Source organism: Streptomyces vietnamensis (genome assembly GCF_000830005.1).
GTDB classification, from domain to species: domain Bacteria; phylum Actinomycetota; class Actinomycetes; order Streptomycetales; family Streptomycetaceae; genus Streptomyces; species Streptomyces vietnamensis.
On record NZ_CP010407.1, the window covers coordinates 3,058,322 to 3,073,141 of the forward strand.

General features: G+C 71.3%; 13 protein-coding genes. 5 read left to right on the plus strand and 8 right to left on the minus strand.

Annotated elements, in window-relative coordinates:
* The first annotated feature begins 12 nt into the window (after positions 1-12).
* On the plus strand, positions 13-2,223 hold the full coding sequence (locus SVTN_RS13570) for a heavy metal translocating P-type ATPase (RefSeq protein WP_052499101.1): 2,211 nt from the start codon (positions 13-15) through the stop codon (positions 2,221-2,223).
* Positions 2,224-2,566: 343 nt separating this feature from the next.
* Here the strand turns inward: SVTN_RS13570 and SVTN_RS13575 are convergent, their stop codons facing one another.
* Both SVTN_RS13575 and recD2 read right to left on the minus strand, forming a co-directional pair.
* The gene (locus SVTN_RS13575) at positions 2,567-3,856 is read right to left on the minus strand and encodes a citrate synthase (protein WP_041129324.1); all 1,290 of its coding nucleotides are present in this window, start codon (positions 3,854-3,856) and stop codon (positions 2,567-2,569) included.
* 179 nt (positions 3,857-4,035) lie between these two features.
* Entirely contained in the window at positions 4,036-6,267 is a 2,232-nt protein-coding gene (gene recD2, locus SVTN_RS13580; protein ID WP_041129325.1) for an SF1B family DNA helicase RecD2, read from the minus strand.
* A 317-nt stretch (positions 6,268-6,584) separates the two neighbouring features.
* Here recD2 and SVTN_RS13585 point away from each other — a divergent pair, with 317 nt between their 5' ends.
* Positions 6,585-7,058, plus strand: coding sequence for a hypothetical protein (locus SVTN_RS13585; protein ID WP_041129326.1), 474 nt, complete (start codon positions 6,585-6,587; stop codon positions 7,056-7,058).
* A 77-nt stretch (positions 7,059-7,135) separates the two neighbouring features.
* On the opposite strand, the gene SVTN_RS13590 is transcribed toward SVTN_RS13585, so the two are convergent.
* Genes SVTN_RS13590 through SVTN_RS13600 form a run of 3 tightly spaced genes read right to left on the minus strand, consistent with a single transcriptional unit; the run spans position 7,136 to position 10,238 of the window.
* The gene (locus SVTN_RS13590) at positions 7,136-7,909 is read right to left on the minus strand and encodes a sugar phosphate isomerase/epimerase family protein (protein ID WP_052499661.1); all 774 of its coding nucleotides are present in this window, start codon (positions 7,907-7,909) and stop codon (positions 7,136-7,138) included.
* Positions 7,910-7,935: 26 nt separating this feature from the next.
* Positions 7,936-9,090 carry a dihydrodipicolinate synthase family protein gene (locus SVTN_RS13595; RefSeq protein ID WP_041129328.1) on the minus strand — a complete coding sequence of 385 codons (1,155 nt, stop codon included), beginning with the start codon at positions 9,088-9,090 and terminating at the stop codon, positions 7,936-7,938.
* Positions 9,087-10,238: a Gfo/Idh/MocA family protein gene (locus tag SVTN_RS13600; protein WP_041129329.1), complete on the minus strand. Its 1,152-nt coding sequence runs from the start codon at positions 10,236-10,238 to the stop codon at positions 9,087-9,089. The genes SVTN_RS13595 and SVTN_RS13600 overlap by 4 nt, the downstream gene beginning before the upstream one ends.
* Before the next feature lie 145 nt (positions 10,239-10,383).
* On the opposite strand from SVTN_RS13600, the gene SVTN_RS13605 reads away from it, so the two are divergent.
* The 3 genes from SVTN_RS13605 to SVTN_RS13615 are packed head-to-tail and all read left to right on the plus strand — an operon-like array spanning position 10,384 to position 12,459.
* Positions 10,384-11,430, plus strand: coding sequence for a LacI family DNA-binding transcriptional regulator (locus SVTN_RS13605; protein WP_041129330.1), 1,047 nt, complete (start codon positions 10,384-10,386; stop codon positions 11,428-11,430).
* A gap of 41 nt (positions 11,431-11,471) precedes the next feature.
* Positions 11,472-12,038, plus strand: coding sequence for a Uma2 family endonuclease (locus SVTN_RS13610; RefSeq protein ID WP_041129331.1), 567 nt, complete (start codon positions 11,472-11,474; stop codon positions 12,036-12,038).
* Between the two features lie 49 nt (positions 12,039-12,087).
* Positions 12,088-12,459: a linear amide C-N hydrolase gene (locus SVTN_RS13615; RefSeq protein WP_245727897.1), complete on the plus strand. Its 372-nt coding sequence runs from the start codon at positions 12,088-12,090 to the stop codon at positions 12,457-12,459.
* On the opposite strand, the gene SVTN_RS13620 is transcribed toward SVTN_RS13615, so the two are convergent.
* Genes SVTN_RS13620 through SVTN_RS13630 form a run of 3 tightly spaced genes read right to left on the minus strand, consistent with a single transcriptional unit; the run spans position 12,420 to position 14,800 of the window.
* Entirely contained in the window at positions 12,420-13,013 is a 594-nt protein-coding gene (locus tag SVTN_RS13620; RefSeq protein WP_041129332.1) for an AAA family ATPase, read from the minus strand. The two genes, SVTN_RS13615 and SVTN_RS13620, sit on opposite strands and share 40 nt — an antisense overlap.
* Positions 13,014-13,046: 33 nt before the next feature.
* The gene (locus SVTN_RS13625) at positions 13,047-13,850 is read right to left on the minus strand and encodes an LppU/SCO3897 family protein (protein ID WP_245727534.1); all 804 of its coding nucleotides are present in this window, start codon (positions 13,848-13,850) and stop codon (positions 13,047-13,049) included.
* Positions 13,847-14,800 (minus strand): EamA family transporter, encoded by a 954-nt coding sequence (locus SVTN_RS13630; RefSeq protein ID WP_052499662.1) that lies wholly within the window; start codon positions 14,798-14,800, stop codon positions 13,847-13,849. The genes SVTN_RS13625 and SVTN_RS13630 overlap by 4 nt, the downstream gene beginning before the upstream one ends.
* Positions 14,801-14,820 lie beyond the last annotated feature (20 nt).

Here is a 14,820-nt window from a genome sequence, read left to right on the forward strand (position 1 = left end):
TTGGAACCGCACATGCCAAGCACCACCGTCACCGAGCTGACGATCGGCGGGATGACCTGCGCCTCCTGCGCCGCCCGCGTCGAGAAGAAGCTCAACCGGATGGACGGCGTCACCGCCACCGTCAACTACGCCACGGAGAAGGCGTACGTCGAGCACGCGCCGGACGTCGGCGTCGACGCGCTGATCGCCACCGTCGTGAAGACCGGCTACACCGCCGAGGAACCGCTGCCGCCCGAGCCGGAGGAACCGGAGGAGGCCGAGGAGGACCCCGAGCTCGCCTCCCTCCGGCAGCGGCTCACCGTCTCCGCGCTCCTCTCGGCGCCCGTGGTCCTGCTCGCCATGGTCCCCTCGCTCCAGTTCGACGACTGGCAGTGGCTCTCGCTCACCCTCGCCTCCCCCGTCGTCGTCTGGGGCGGGCTGCCCTTCCACCGGGCCGCCTGGACCAACCTCCGGCACGGCGCCGCCACCATGGACACCCTCGTCTCGGTCGGCACCCTCGCCGCCTACGGCTGGTCCCTCTGGGCCCTCTTCCTCGGCGACGCCGGCATGCCCGGCATGCGCCACGGCTTCGACCTCACCGCCGACCGCGCCCACGCCTCCTCCTCGATCTATCTGGAGGTCGCCGCCGGGGTCGTCACCTTCATCCTCCTCGGCCGCTACCTGGAGGCCCGCGCCAAGCGGAAGGCGGGCACCGCGCTACGGGCCCTGATGGAGCTCGGCGCCAAGGACGTGGCCGTCCTCAGGGAGGGCAGGGAAGTACGCGTACCCGTCGGCGAGCTCCGTACCGGCGACCTCTTCGTCGTACGCCCCGGGGAGAAGATCGCCACCGACGGCACCGTCACCGAGGGCGCCTCCGCCGTCGACGCCTCCCTGCTCACCGGCGAGTCGCTGCCCCTGGACGTCACCCCCGGCTCCACCGTCACCGGCGGCTGCGTCAACGTCTCAGGACGCCTCGTCGTCGAGGCCACCCAGGTCGGCGCCGACACCCGGCTGGCGCGGATCGCGAAGCTCGTCGAGGACGCCCAGAGCGGCAAGGCCGAGGTGCAGCGGCTCGCCGACCGCATCTCCGCCGTCTTCGTCCCGGTGGTGCTCCTCATCGCCCTCGGCACCCTCGTGACCTGGCTGCTCCTGACGGACGACGTCACCGCCGCCTTCACCGCCGCCGTCGCCGTACTGATCATCGCCTGCCCCTGCGCCCTGGGCCTCGCGACCCCGACCGCCCTCATGGTCGGCACCGGCCGCGGCGCCCAGCTCGGCATCCTTATCAAGGGCCCCGAGGTCCTGGAGTCCACCCGCCGCGTCGACACGGTCGTCCTCGACAAGACGGGGACGGTCACCACCGGCCGCATGCGGCTGACCGGCGTCCACGTGCACGGCGGGCGGTACGGCACCGACCCCGCCGACGAGACCGAGCTGCTGCGGCTCGCCGGCGCCCTGGAGCACTCCTCCGAGCACCCGGTCGCCCGCGCGATCGCCGCCGGCGCCGCCGAGCGCTGCGGGGAGCTCCCCACCCCGAAGACCTTCGAGAACGCGCCCGGACTCGGCGTGCGCGGCTCCGTCGACGGCCGGCTCGTCCTCGTCGGCCGCGCCGCCCTCCTCGAAGCCGAGGGGATCGAAGCGCCCGCGACGACCGAGCCCGGCGCCGTCCACGTCGCCTGGGACGGGGTGGCCCGGGGCACCCTGACCGTCGCCGACACCGTCAAGGACACCAGCGCCGAGGCGGTCGCCCGGCTGCGCGCCCTGGGCCTGCGACCGGTGCTGCTCACCGGGGACCACCGGGCGGTCGCGGAGGCCGTGGCGGCCGAGGTGGGCATCGACGAGGTGATCGCGGAGGTGCTGCCTGAGGAAAAGGCCGAGGTGATCCGACGGCTGCGGGCCGAGGGCCGTACGGTCGCGATGGTGGGCGACGGGGTGAACGACGCCGCCGCGCTCGCCGGAGCCGACCTCGGGCTCGCCATGGGGACGGGCACCGACGCGGCCATCGAGGCGAGCGACCTGACCCTGGTCCGGGGCGACCTGCGGGTCGCGGCGGACGCCATCCGGCTGGCCCGGCGGACCCTCGCGACGATCCGGGGAAACCTGGGCTGGGCCTTCGGCTACAACCTCGCCGCGCTCCCCCTCGCGGCGGCCGGCCTCCTCAACCCGATGATCGCGGGCCTGGCCATGGCCTTTTCGTCCGTCTTCGTCGTATCCAACAGCCTGCGACTGCGGCGGTTCACGTGAATTCACCCACGTGTGATGCACAGGACCTTCACAAAGAGATCTAGATCACAGATATTGGGGGGTAACCATCTGGGCTGTTCGCGAGTCTAAGTGGGCGATGCCAAGAACGTCTTGGGGGACGTTCATGGGATGTCTTGGGGGACGTCCCAGGCAAGCGCGGCCGGGGCACGTGCTCGGGGAGCTTTGAGCGGCCCTCCCGTACGTACCCCGGCAGACCGCGCGTCAGACGCCCGGCCCGGATCCCGTGGGGGGAATCCGCACCGGGACATGGAAAGCGCCCCGCTCGCCGACCCGTGGGGGGATCGGTGGCGGGGCGCTTTTCGCTTGCCTGCGGGACCGGCGACTAGCGGGCCTCGACCGGGACGAAGTCGCGGAGGACCTCACCCGTGTAGATCTGGCGCGGGCGGCCGATGCGGGAACCCGGCTCCTTGATCATCTCGTGCCACTGGGCGATCCAGCCCGGAAGGCGGCCGAGGGCGAAGAGGACCGTGAACATCTCGGTCGGGAAGCCCATGGCCCGGTAGATCAGACCCGTGTAGAAGTCCACGTTCGGGTAGAGGTTGCGCGAGACGAAGTACTCGTCGGAGAGCGCGTGCTCCTCCAGCTTGAGCGCGATGTCGAGCAGCTCGTCGGACTTGCCGAGGGCCGAGAGGACATCGTGCGCCGCCGCCTTGATGATCTTGGCGCGCGGGTCGAAGGACTTGTACACCCGGTGGCCGAAGCCCATCAGGCGGACGCCGTCCTCCTTGTTCTTCACCTTGCGGATGAAGGAGTCGACGTCGCCGCCGTTGGCCTGGATGCCCTCCAGCATCTCCAGGACCGACTGGTTGGCGCCACCGTGCAGGGGGCCCCACAGGGCCGAGATGCCGGCGGAGATCGAGGCGAACATGTTCGCCTGCGAGGAGCCGACCAGACGCACGGTGGAGGTCGAGCAGTTCTGCTCGTGGTCCGCGTGCAGGATCAGCAGCTTGTCGAGCGCGGAGACGACGACCGGGTCCAGGTCGTACTCCTGCGCCGGGACCGAGAAGGTCATGCGCAGGAAGTTCTCGACGTACCCGAGGTCGTTACGCGGGTAGACGAACGGGTGACCGATCGACTTCTTGTACGCGTACGCCGCGATCGTCGGCAGCTTGGCGAGCAGCCGGATCGTGGACAGGTGACGCTGCTGCTCGTCGAACGGGTTGTGGCTGTCCTGGTAGAAGGTGGACAGCGCGGAGACCACCGAGGACAGCATCGCCATCGGGTGGGCGTCCCGCGGGAAACCGCGGAAGAAGTTCTTGACGTCCTCGTGGACGAGGGTGTGCTGCGTGATCTCGTTCTTGAAGGTCGACAGCTCGTCGACCTTCGGCAGCTCACCGTTGATCAGCAGGTACGCCACCTCAAGGAAGGTGGAGCGCTCGGCCAGCTGCTCGATGGGGTAGCCGCGGTACCGCAGAACGCCCTGCTCGCCGTCGAGGTAGGTGATGGCGGATTTATAGGCGGCGGTGTTGCCGTATCCGCTGTCCAGGGTGACCAGACCGGTCTGGGCTCGGAGCTTCCCGATGTCGAAGCCCTTGTCGCCGACGGTGCTCTCGACCACCGGGTAGGTGTATTCACCGTCCGCGTACCGCAGTACTACAGAGTTGTCGCTCACGTCATCCCTCACCGACGTAGTGCCTCATCTTCGAGCTGCCCTGACTGTCTCTACCATCCCCCATTCGGCTCAGGAGAGTGCACTCGGGGTCGCTCATTGGGCCATTCGGCGGCACTCAGTGCCGCCAACCTTCATATCCTGCCCCCTTCGCCCCGGTTCCGGTAGTCCTCCGTGATCTTTCACACGAGGGCACTCCCTGCGAGCCGATGGGCGAGTGCGGTAAAGCGCCTGCCCGCCGAGACCGTACGGACCGCCTGGGCGATCGCCCGACGGGAGCCGACCAGGACGACGAGCTTCCTGGCCCGGGTCACGGCCGTGTAGAGCAGGTTCCGCTGGAGCATCATCCAGGCGCTCATGGTGACCGGGATCACCACCGCCGGATACTCGCTGCCCTGCGAGCGGTGGATGGTGACCGCGTACGCGTGGGCGAGTTCGTCCAGCTCGTCGAAGTCGTACGCCACCTCCTCGTCCTCGTCCGTCCGCACGGTCAGCCGCTGTTCGACGGTGTCCAGTGCCGTGACGACGCCGACCGTACCGTTGAAGACGCCGTTGGCCCCCTTCTCATAGTTGTTCCGAATCTGGGTCACCTTGTCACCGACCCGGAAGACCCGGCCGCCGAACCGCTTCTCCGGCAGGTCCGGGCGGGCCGGGGTGATCGCCTGCTGGAGCAGACCGTTGAGCGAGCCCGCGCCCGCCGGGCCCCGGTGCATGGGGGCGAGGACCTGGACGTCCCGGCGCGGGTCGAGGCCGAACTTGGCCGGAATCCGCCGGGCCGCGACGTCCACGGTCACCCGGGCGGCGTCCTCCGTCTCCTCCTCGACGAAGAGGAAGAAGTCCGGGAGGCCCTGGGTGAGGGGCGGGGTGCCGGCGTTGATCCGGTGCGCGTTGGTGACCACCCCGGACTGCTGGGCCTGCCGGAAGATCCGGGTCAGCCGCACGGACGGTACGGGGCTGCCGGGGGCGAGCAGATCACCGAGCACCTCACCGGCACCGACCGACGGCAGCTGGTCGACGTCCCCCACGAGCAGCAGATGGGCACCCGGTGCCACGGCCTTGACCAGCTTGTTCGCCAGGAGCAGGTCCAGCATGGAGGCCTCGTCGACGACGATCAGATCGGCGTCGAGCGGCCGGTCCCGGTCGTAGGCCGCGTCCCCGCCCGGCTTCAGCTCCAGGAGCCGGTGGACGGTGGAGGCCTCGGCGCCGGTCAGCTCGGCGAGCCGCTTGGCGGCCCGGCCGGTGGGGGCGGCGAGCACGACCTTGGCCTTCTTGGCGCGGGCCAGCTCCACGATCGAGCGGACGGTGAAGGACTTGCCGCAGCCGGGACCGCCGGTGAGCACGGCGACCTTGCGGGTGAGGGCGAGCCGCACGGCCTCCTCCTGCTCGGGCGCGAGCGAGGCCCCCGTACGGTCCGCGAGCCAGGCCAGCGCCTTGTCCCAGGCGACGTCCTGGAAGGCCGGCATGCGGTCCTCCTCGGTCCGAAGGAGTCGCCGGAGCTGGCCGGCGAGGGACAGCTCGGCCCGGTGGAAGGGGATGAGATAGACGGCGGTGACGGGTGCCCCCTCGGGGCCCGGCACGACCTCCCGTACGACCCCCTCGGGATCGTCGGCGAGCTCACCGAGACACTCGATGACGAGCCCGGTGTCGACCTGGAGCAGCTTCACGGCATCGGCGATGAGCCGCTCCTCCGGCAGGAAGCAGTGCCCCTGGTCGCTGGACTGCGACAGCGCGTACTGCAGGCCCGCCTTCACCCGGTCGGGGCTGTCGTGCGGGATGCCGACGGACTGGGCGATCTTGTCGGCGGTGAGGAAACCGATGCCCCACACGTCGGCGGCGAGCCGGTAGGGCTGGTTACGCACGACGGAGATCGAGGCGTCCCCGTACTTCTTGTAGATCCGCACGGCGATGGAGGTGGAGACCCCCACCCCCTGGAGGAACACCATCACCTCCTTGATCGCCTTCTGTTCCTCCCAGGCGGCGGTGATGTTCTTGGTCCGCTTGGGCCCGAGCCCCGGCACCTCGATCAGCCGGGCCGGGGCCTCTTCGAGGATGTCGAGGGTGTCGAGCCCGAAGTGCTGTGTGATCCGGTCGGCGAAGACGGGCCCGATGCCCTTGACGAGCCCGGAGCCGAGATAGCGCCGGATGCCCTGGATGGTGGCGGGCAGCACGGTCGTGTAGTTGTCGACGGTGAACTGCTTGCCGTACTGCGGGTGGGAGCCCCAGCGGCCCTCCATCCGCAGCGACTCCCCCGGCTGGGCCCCGAGCAGCGCGCCGACGACCGTGAGCAGGTCCCCGGCACCCCGCCCGGTGTCGACCCGGGCGACCGTGTACCCGCTCTCCTCGTTGGCGTACGTGATCCTCTCGAGCACCCCCTCGACGACGGCGGGGCGGTACGGCTGACCCTCGTTGGACATGCTTCGACCGTAGCGAAGAGCTCGGACATCGTGGGGCGCAGGGACGTTTCCTGTGGACGGCCCAAAAAATCAAGATGGCGTTGATTCGCCACATGGCGCGCTTGATCATGCCGTCGGTGACGGCGGCCGCCGCGTGAATGCGCTGATGAGCCCCGGAAAGCGTGCGCGAGCGACCTCGTCAAGACAGTCGCGCTTGCCACCAATCGTCCAGATTCGCCCTTCAGGGCCGTCCCCTGCCACCGGAACGATGGGCGTGCCTTCGAGGCGGCAGTCGTGACCGAGCCGTCGACGTCATCAACGTGAGGGGAAACAACGGCATGAAGTGGATCAAGAGCCTGGCCATGACGGGTGCGGCCGTGGCGCTGGCCGCCGGCCAACTGCTGTCCGGCACCGCGTCGGCCGCCCCCGTGGCCGGGCAGGCGGACGGCCTTCAGCAGAAGGTCGACGCCTACCTGGCGAGCCATCCCGGCGAACGCCAGATCGCCGAGGGCAAGGCGACCATGCCCGGCGGGTCCGTCACCTTCTCCACCCCCGGCACCACCGACGCCGCCGCCATCAGCTGCAGCTACGGGCACCTGTGTATCCAGGACGGCAACGGCAGCCGCTGGGACTACTACTACTGCGGCTACTACGACTTCTCCGGGGTCGGCGACGGGTACTTCAACAACAACCAGACCTCGGGCACCGTCGCGAAGTTCTACAACAGCGACGGCAGCCTCCGCTGGACCAGCAGGGCCCCGCAGAGCGGCACGGCCTCGTGGACGCCGGTGTACCACATCCGCCCGTGCTGACCTCTTAGAACCCGGTCGCCCGGCACTCCGCCTCCCCGTCGGTGGGGGCGGAGTGCCCCGCGTCGGCCGGCAGCACGTCAGACCGCCCGGAAGGCCTCCAGGGTCTCTTCCAGGACCTCCACTCCGTCCCTCGCCCACAGCTCGTCGTTGAAGAGTTCCACCTCGACCGGGCCCGTGTAGCCGGCCTTCTCCAGCAGCGCCGCCCAGGCCGCGAGGTCGATCGCGCCCGTGCCCAGTTGGCCGCGGCCGTTGAGGACGCCCGCCGGGAGGGGGGTCGTCCAGTCGGCGAGCTGGAAGGAGTGGATGCGGCCCGTCACGCCCGCGCGTTCCACCGCCGCCGGGGCGCGGTCGTCCCACCACAGGTGGTACGTGTCGACCGTGACGCCCACCTGCTCGGCCGGGAAGCGCTCGGCGATCTCCAGGGCCTGGTCCAGGGTCGAGACCGCGCACCGGTCGGAGGCGTACATGGGGTGGAGGGGCTCGATGGCCAGGCGGATTCCCCGGTCGGACGCGTAGGGGGCCAGTTCGGCGATCGCCTCCGTGATGCGGGCCCTCGCCGACAGGAGGTCGGGGCAGGCCGGGGTCAGGCCGCCGGAGACCAGGACGAGGGTGTCGGTGCCGAGGGTCACCGCCTCGTCGATCGCCGCGCGGTTCTCCGCCTCCCAGCCGTCGGTGGTGAAGAAGCCGCCCCGGCAGAGGGTGGTGACGGTGAGCCCCGCGTCCCGTACGAGAGCGGCGGCGGCCTCGACCCCGTACTCCTGCACTGGTTCGCGCCACAGCCCGATGCCCGGGACTCCCAGTCGGAGGCAGTGCTCCACCAGCTCGGGCAGGGCCAGTTGCTTCACCGTCATCTGGTTGATGCTGAAGCGGTCGAGGTTCACTGCGGGACTCCGTACACGGTGAGGAGCGAGCGCATCCGGGACTCCGCGCGGGCCGGGTCCGGGAACAGGCCCAGGCCGTCGGCGAGTTCGTACGCGCGCGCGAGGTGCGGCAGCGAGCGGGCGGACTGCAGGCCGCCGACCATCGCGAAGTGGTCCTGGTGGCCGGCCAGCCAGGCGAGGAACACCACGCCCGTCTTGTAGAAGCGGGTGGGGGGCTGGAAGAGGTGCCGGGAGAGGGCGACGGTGGGGTCGAGGGTCTTGCGGAAGCCGTCCGCGTCGCCGGTGTCGAGCGTCCGCACCGCCTCCGCCGCCAGGGGGCCCAGCGGGTCGAAGATGCCGAGGAGGGCGTGGCTGAAGCCCTGTTCGTCGCCCGCGATCAGCTCCGGGTAGTGGAAGTCGTCGCCCGTGTAGCAGCGGACGCCCTCCGGGAGGCGGCGGCGCAGTTCGACCTCGCGCCGGGCGTCGAGGAGGGAGACCTTGATGCCGTCGACCTTGTCGGGGTGGGCCGCGATCAGGTCGAGGAAGGTCTCCGTGGCCGCGTCCAGGTCGGACGAGCCCCAGTAGCCGTCGAGCGCCGGGTCGAACATCGGGCCCAGCCAGTGCAGGATCACCGGCTCGCCCGCCTGCCGGAGCAGGTGGCCGTACAGGTCGAGGTAGTCCTCGGGGCCGTGCGCGGCGGCCGCGAGGGCGCGGGAGGCCATGAGGACGGCCTGCGCGCCCGACTCCTCGACGACCGTCAGCTGTTCCTCGTACGCCGCGCGGATCTCGGCCGGGGTGGCCGGCCCGGTGAGCTGGTCGGTGCCGACGCCGCAGGCGATCCGGCCGCCGACGGCCTTCGCTTCGGCGGAGGACCGGCGGATCAGCTCCGCCGCCCCGGCCCAGTCCAGGCCCATCCCTCGCTGCGCGGTGTCCATCGCCTCGGCGACCCCGAGGCCGTGGGACCAGAGGTGGCGGCGGAAGGCGAGGGTGGCGTCCCAGTCGACGGCGGCCGGGGAGTCGGGGGTGGTGTCGGCGTACGGGTCGGCGACGACGTGCGCGGCGGAGAAGACCGTACGGGAGGTCAGCGGGCCCGTCGCGGTGAGCGCGAGCGGCTCGGTGCGGGGGGTGTACGCGCGCGTGGTGCCGTCCGGGGAAGGGAGGCGGACCGTCACAGGGTCACCTCCGGGACGTCCAGGCGGCGGCCCTCGGCGGCCGACTTCAGGCCGAGCTCGGCGAGCTGGACGCCGCGGGCGCCGGCGAGGAGGTCCCAGTGGTAGGGCTCGTCGAGCGCGACGTGCCGGAGGAACAGCTCCCACTGGGCCTTGAAGCCGTTGTCGAACTCGGTGTTGTCGGGGACCTCCTGCCACTGGTCGCGGAAGGAGTAGGCGGCGGGGATGTCGGGGTTCCACACCGGCTTGGGGGTGGCCGAGCGGTGCTGGACCCGGCAGTTGCGCAGGCCCGCGACGGCGGAGCCGTGGGTGCCGTCGACCTGGAACTCGACGAGCTCGTCGCGGTTGACGCGGACCGCCCAGGAGGAGTTGATCTGGGCGATCGCGCCGCCCTCCAGCTGGAAGATGCCGTACGCGGCGTCGTCGGCGGTGGCGGCGTACGGCTTGCCCTGCTCGTCCCAGCGCTGCGGAACGTGCGTGGCGACGTGCGCGGTGACGCCCGTGACCCGGCCGAAGAGCTCGTGGAGCACGTACTCCCAGTGCGGGAACATGTCGACGACGATGCCGCCGCCGTCCTCCGCGCGGTAGTTCCAGCTGGGGCGCTGGGCCTCCTGCCAGTCGCCCTCGAAGACCCAGTAGCCGAACTCGCCGCGCACGGACAGGATCTCGCCGAAGAAGCCGCCGTCGACGAGGCGCTTGAGCTTGAGCAGGCCGGGGAGGAAGAGCTTGTCCTGGACGACGCCGTGCTTGATGCCCTTCGCCTCGGCGAGGCGGGCGAGTTCCAGGGCGCCGGCGAGGTCGGCGGCGGTGGGCTTCTCGGTGTAGACGTGCTTGCCGGCGGCGATGGCCTTGGTGATCGCGTCGACGCGGGCCGAGGTGACCTGGGCGTCGAAGTAGACGTCGACGGTGTCGTCGGCGAGGACGGCGTCGAGGTCGGTGGACCACTCGGTGAGGCCGTGGCGCTCGGCGAGGGCGCGCAGGGCGTGCTCGCGGCGGCCGACGAGGACGGGCTCGGGCCAGAGGGTCTCGCCGTTGCCGAGGTCGAGGCCGCCCTGTTCGCGCAGGGCGAGGATCGAGCGGACGAGGTGCTGGCGGTGTCCCATGCGGCCGGTGACGCCGTTCATGGCGATGCGGACTGTCCTGCGTGTCACGAAGTTTCCCCTCCACGGCGATCCGCGCCCTCGCTCCTCACGAAAGGATAGAAAGCGCTTTCCATCGAGGATGACGCTAGCCTGCCGACATCGCCGCCGACAAGGGCCCTGGAGGTACGCACACGATGCTGGAGGTACGCACGCGATGACCGTCACCCTGGCGGACGTGGCCGCCCGCGCACGGGTCTCCCCCGCCACCGTCTCCCGCGTCCTGAACGGCAACTACCCGGTCGCCGCGTCGACCAGGGAGCGGGTGCTGCGGGCCGTGGACGAGCTGGACTACGTCCTCAACGGCCCCGCGAGCGCCCTCGCCGCCGCCACCTCCGACCTGGTCGGCGTGCTGGTCAACGACATCGCCGACCCGTTCTTCGGGATCATGGCGAGCGCGGCGCAGAGCGCGATCGGGGAGAGCGCCACGGGGCGCGGCGGGGGCGAGAAGCTCGCCGTCGTCTGCAACACCGGCGGCTCCCCCGAGCGCGAGCTGACCTACCTCACCCTGCTCCAGCGGCAGCGGGCGGCGGCCGTGATCCTCATGGGCGGCTCCCTGGAGGACCCGGAGCACCTCGCGGCGACGGCCGGGAAACTGACGAAGCTGGCGGAGGCGGGGACCCGGGTCGTGCTGTGCGGACGCCCGCCGGCGCCGGGCGACGCGAGCGCGGCGGCCCTCGTCTTCGACAACCGCACCGGGGGGCGGCTCCTCACCGAGCACCTCCTCGGCCTCGGCCACCGGCGCATCGGTTACGTGGCGGGCCCGGCCGACCGGACGACGACCCGGCACCGCCTGGAGGGCCACCGGGAGGCCCTCGCCGCGGCGGGCGTGGCGGAGGGCCCGACGGTCCACGGCCCGTACGACCGCCGTTCCGGCCACGAGGCGACGACCGAGCTCCTCGCCCGCGACCCGCACCTCACGGCGGTCGTCGCCGCCAACGACACGGTGGCGCTCGGCGTCTGCGCGGCCCTGCGGGAGCGGGGCCTGTCGATCCCCGGCGACGTGTCGGTCGCGGGCTTCGACGACCTCCCGTTCTCGGTGGACGCGGTCCCGGCCCTGACGACGGTACGGCTGCCGTTGCACGAGGCGGGGGTCCGCGCGGGCCGCCTGGCCATGCACGCGGAGGAGCCTCCGGCGGGCGGCGTGGAGACGGTGCCGGGGGAGCTGGTGGTACGGGGGTCGACGGCGGCGCCCCGGGGATAGGCGACCGCTATCGTGGTGACGAGCGCCACACGGAGGATCGCATGACGACCATACTGATGGACCTTTCCAGCGCGTGGGACGTCCTGGACGGCGTCAACCTGCCCAACGGCTTCCGCGTCGAGATCACGGACGGAAAGATCATCATGACCCCCCAGGGCGAGCAGCAGTGGAAGGTGATCCTTCGGGCCGCCCCTCAGATCGAGCAGCAGCTCGCCGGACATGGCGAGATCCTCTCGGACGTCATGATCGACTTCCCGTCGAGCCTTTACGGCTACGCCCCCGACCTGGCCATCGTCGCCCCCGGCTCCGAGCGGAACAAGCGCGGCCGCTTCGAGTGGCACAGCCTGGAGGCCGTGCTGGAGATCGTCTCGCTCAGCACGCGGGACAACGACTTCGAGAAGAAGTTCCGGATGTACGCGGAGTGTGCGATCCCGCTCTACGTGATCATCGACCCGTCCGAGAACGTCTGCACCATCCACAGCAAGCCCGCCCGCACCGGCGTCTACACGGAGCAGGAGACGATCGCCTTCGGCGAGGACCTCGTCCTGCCTCTCGAAGGGCGCGAGATCGTCGTGAAGACCGACGGCTTCCCACGCTCCGAGGGCTGAGCGCGCCGCACCCTTTCATGAGCATGAGGGGTTCGGCGGCGAGCTGCCCCTGCCGGGCACCACGCAGGCCGCCGACCGCTTCGTCCGGGCCGCCTACTACGTGGACCGGCTGCCGCCGGCCGACACCCCGGCCCGTGCCTACGCGGCGCTCCTGAGCGTCATGCGGAACGCGGCCCAGCCGTTCGGGACGCCCGACCCGGCCCGGCCGAACATCTCGTCGACGATCTGGCGCACCCTCGCGGACCTGACCAACGGGGTGTACGCCTTCGAGTCCTCGTTCTCCCCCGACATCGTCTGGACCCGGCTCGACGCGCTCGACTTCGACCGGGCGGCGCGGCTCGACCTCTCGGCGGAGGGGCTGCTCGGGGACGTCAGCGGCCGCTACGAGCCGGCGGAGCCGTTCGAGTTCGCGTCGGCGTAAGCAGTGAGGCCGGTCGCCGCGAGGACCGCGTCGACCGTCTCCTCCACCGTCTGGTCCGCGTTGTCGATCCAGACGCCCTCGCCGGAGAGTTCCGCGCGCATGGCCTCGTCCAGGAAGGCCCAGTTCGTCGTCAGCTTCTTGTGGCGGGCGTTGTTGCGCTCCCAGGCCTTGTCCGGGCCCGGGGCCAGGATCACCACGTGGAGCGGGGCCGCCTGAGCATGGGCGCGGTAGAAGTCCAGGTGGGAGCGGCGTACGACCACGTCGTCGAGGACCGGCAGGAAGCCCGCCGCGGCGAAGCTGTCCGCGAGCAGGCAGCCGTTGCGGGCGCGCAGCAGGATCTGGCGGTCCGCCTCCGGGTCGCCGTCCGGGGTCGGCCAGTGGCCACCCTGGACGATCAACTCCTGGAGGTGGTCGACCTCGATGTGCGCGGCGCGGGCGAAGCGCGCCGCGAGGGCCGCCGCGACCGTCGACTTCCCGCTGCCGGGGATCCCCGCCAACAGGACGGTGCCGGGGGCGGGTTCGGCGCTGTCGACGGTGACGTTCTCGAAGGTCATGCGGGGGCGGTACCTCTCAACGGCGGCGTGCGGTCACAGGGGCGTGACACAGTAGCCCGGCCTCCCCGGGGAGTTCACCTGGTATTCGGCGTGCAGGATGTAGTCCTCCGGCCCGCAGGAGGCCTCGTCCGCCACGCGGTACTCGGCGCCCGTCGAGCCGCAGTCCACCTTCAGGAGCGACTGCTCGGGCCAGTCGGCGGCGTTGCGGACGCAGTCGCCGACGGAGAGCCCGACCCGCCTGCCGTCATCGCCCGGGCCCGCGATCAGCCCGATGAGGATGAGCGTCGGGATCGCGGCCGCGAGGAGCACGAACGGGGTCAGCACCAGCATCGCGGGCGCGCGGCGCAGCACCCGCCGGCCCGGGTCCAGGGGCGGGCGCCAGGCGCCGTACGGCTCGGGCAGGCGGCGGAACGCGGCGCGGGCACCGAGGACGTTGCCGAGCACGACGAACGGCGTGATGAACAGCGAGAGCATGCCCCACCAGCCGGTCACCAGGGTGTCGGAGGTCATCTTCCGGTAGACGGCGAGGCCGCAGGTGCGGCAGTAGACGCCGCGCCGGGTGACCGTGCGCATGATGACGACCATGCCCTGGTGCGCCCGGACCGTCGCCGCCGCCGCGGGCTGCGCGCCGCAGACCTCGCAGCCTTGCGGGGCGGGGGTGTTGGAGGGCGGGTACAGCTGTCCGTACTGCTGGGAAGGCTGTCCGTACGGCTGGGAAGGCTGCCCGTACGGCTGGGGAGGCTGTCCGTACTGCTGGGGAAGCTGCCCGTACGGCTGCGGTTGGCCGTACTGCGGCTGCGGCTGCCCGTACGGCTGCGGCTGCTGCGGATGGGTCATGGTGTCGCTCCCCCGTTCGGCGTCGGCACCAGAACCCTAGCCTCCGGCTCCGCCACCGCCTTCCGCTGGAAGGACGTCAGCGCCACTCCCCCGACGAGCAGTGCCGCCGCGCACCAGCGGAGCGGGCTCACCGACTCGCCCAGGAACAGGGCCGCCGAGGACATGCCGAAGACGGGGACGAGGAGGGAGAAGGGGGCGACGGAGGAGGCCGGGTAGCGGCGGAGGAGCCGGCCCCAGGCGCCGAAGCCGAAGACGGTCGTGATCCAGGCGACGTACGCGATGACGCCGACGCCCGTCCAGTCGAGGCCGCGCAGGGCTTCGAGGTCGCGCTCGGGGCCCTCCAGGAGGAGGGAGAGGGCGAGCAGCGGCAGGACCGGCACCGTACTGACCCACACCATGAAGTTGAGCGCGTCGGGCGGGGCGGCCTTGCGGGTCAGGACGTTGGAGACGCCCCAGCAGGCCGCCGCCGCGATCACCAGGGCGAAGCCCACGAGCGGGCCCGAGCCGCCCTCGTCGACGGCGGCGACGCCGATGCCGGCGAGGGCGACCGCCATCCCGAGCACCTTGAGGCGTCCGGGGCGTTCACCGAGGGCGGCGAAGGCGAAGAGGGCGGTGAAGACGGCCTGGACCTGGAGGATCAGGGAGGACAGGCCTGCCGGGGCGCCGAGGTCCATGCCGGTGAAGAGCAGGCCGAACTTGGCCACGCCCAGGACGAGTCCGACGCCCACGATCCTTCCCCAAGCTCTCAACTCCGTTCGAGCAGGGGAGACCCCGTCCCAGGCGACCTTCGGACGGCCGACGAAGAACACCGCCGGCAGCGCGGCGACGAGGAAGCGGAGGGCGGAGAAGAGCAGCGGCGGGAAGTGGTCGAGGCCGATCTCGATGACGACGAAGTTCACTCCCCAGAGGGCGGCGACCAGGGCGGCGAGGGCGATGTGGGCGGGGCGCATGTCGTCGAGCATGGTCGCCG

Coding starts and splice junctions, on each gene's coding strand:
- SVTN_RS13570 (WP_052499101.1), top strand. CDS start 13: ATGCCAAGCACCACCGTCACCGAGCTGACGATCGGCGGGATGACCTGC.
- recD2 (WP_041129325.1), bottom strand. CDS start 6,267: ATGTCCAACGAGGGTCAGCCGTACCGCCCCGCCGTCGTCGAGGGGGTG.
- SVTN_RS13585 (WP_041129326.1), top strand. CDS start 6,585: ATGAAGTGGATCAAGAGCCTGGCCATGACGGGTGCGGCCGTGGCGCTG.
- SVTN_RS13590 (WP_052499661.1), bottom strand. CDS start 7,909: ATGACGGTGAAGCAACTGGCCCTGCCCGAGCTGGTGGAGCACTGCCTC.
- SVTN_RS13605 (WP_041129330.1), top strand. CDS start 10,384: ATGACCGTCACCCTGGCGGACGTGGCCGCCCGCGCACGGGTCTCCCCC.
- SVTN_RS13610 (WP_041129331.1), top strand. CDS start 11,472: ATGACGACCATACTGATGGACCTTTCCAGCGCGTGGGACGTCCTGGAC.
- SVTN_RS13620 (WP_041129332.1), bottom strand. CDS start 13,013: ATGACCTTCGAGAACGTCACCGTCGACAGCGCCGAACCCGCCCCCGGC.
- SVTN_RS13625 (WP_245727534.1), bottom strand. CDS start 13,850: ATGACCCATCCGCAGCAGCCGCAGCCGTACGGGCAGCCGCAGCCGCAG.
- SVTN_RS13630 (WP_052499662.1), bottom strand. CDS start 14,800: ATGCGCCCCGCCCACATCGCCCTCGCCGCCCTGGTCGCCGCCCTCTGG.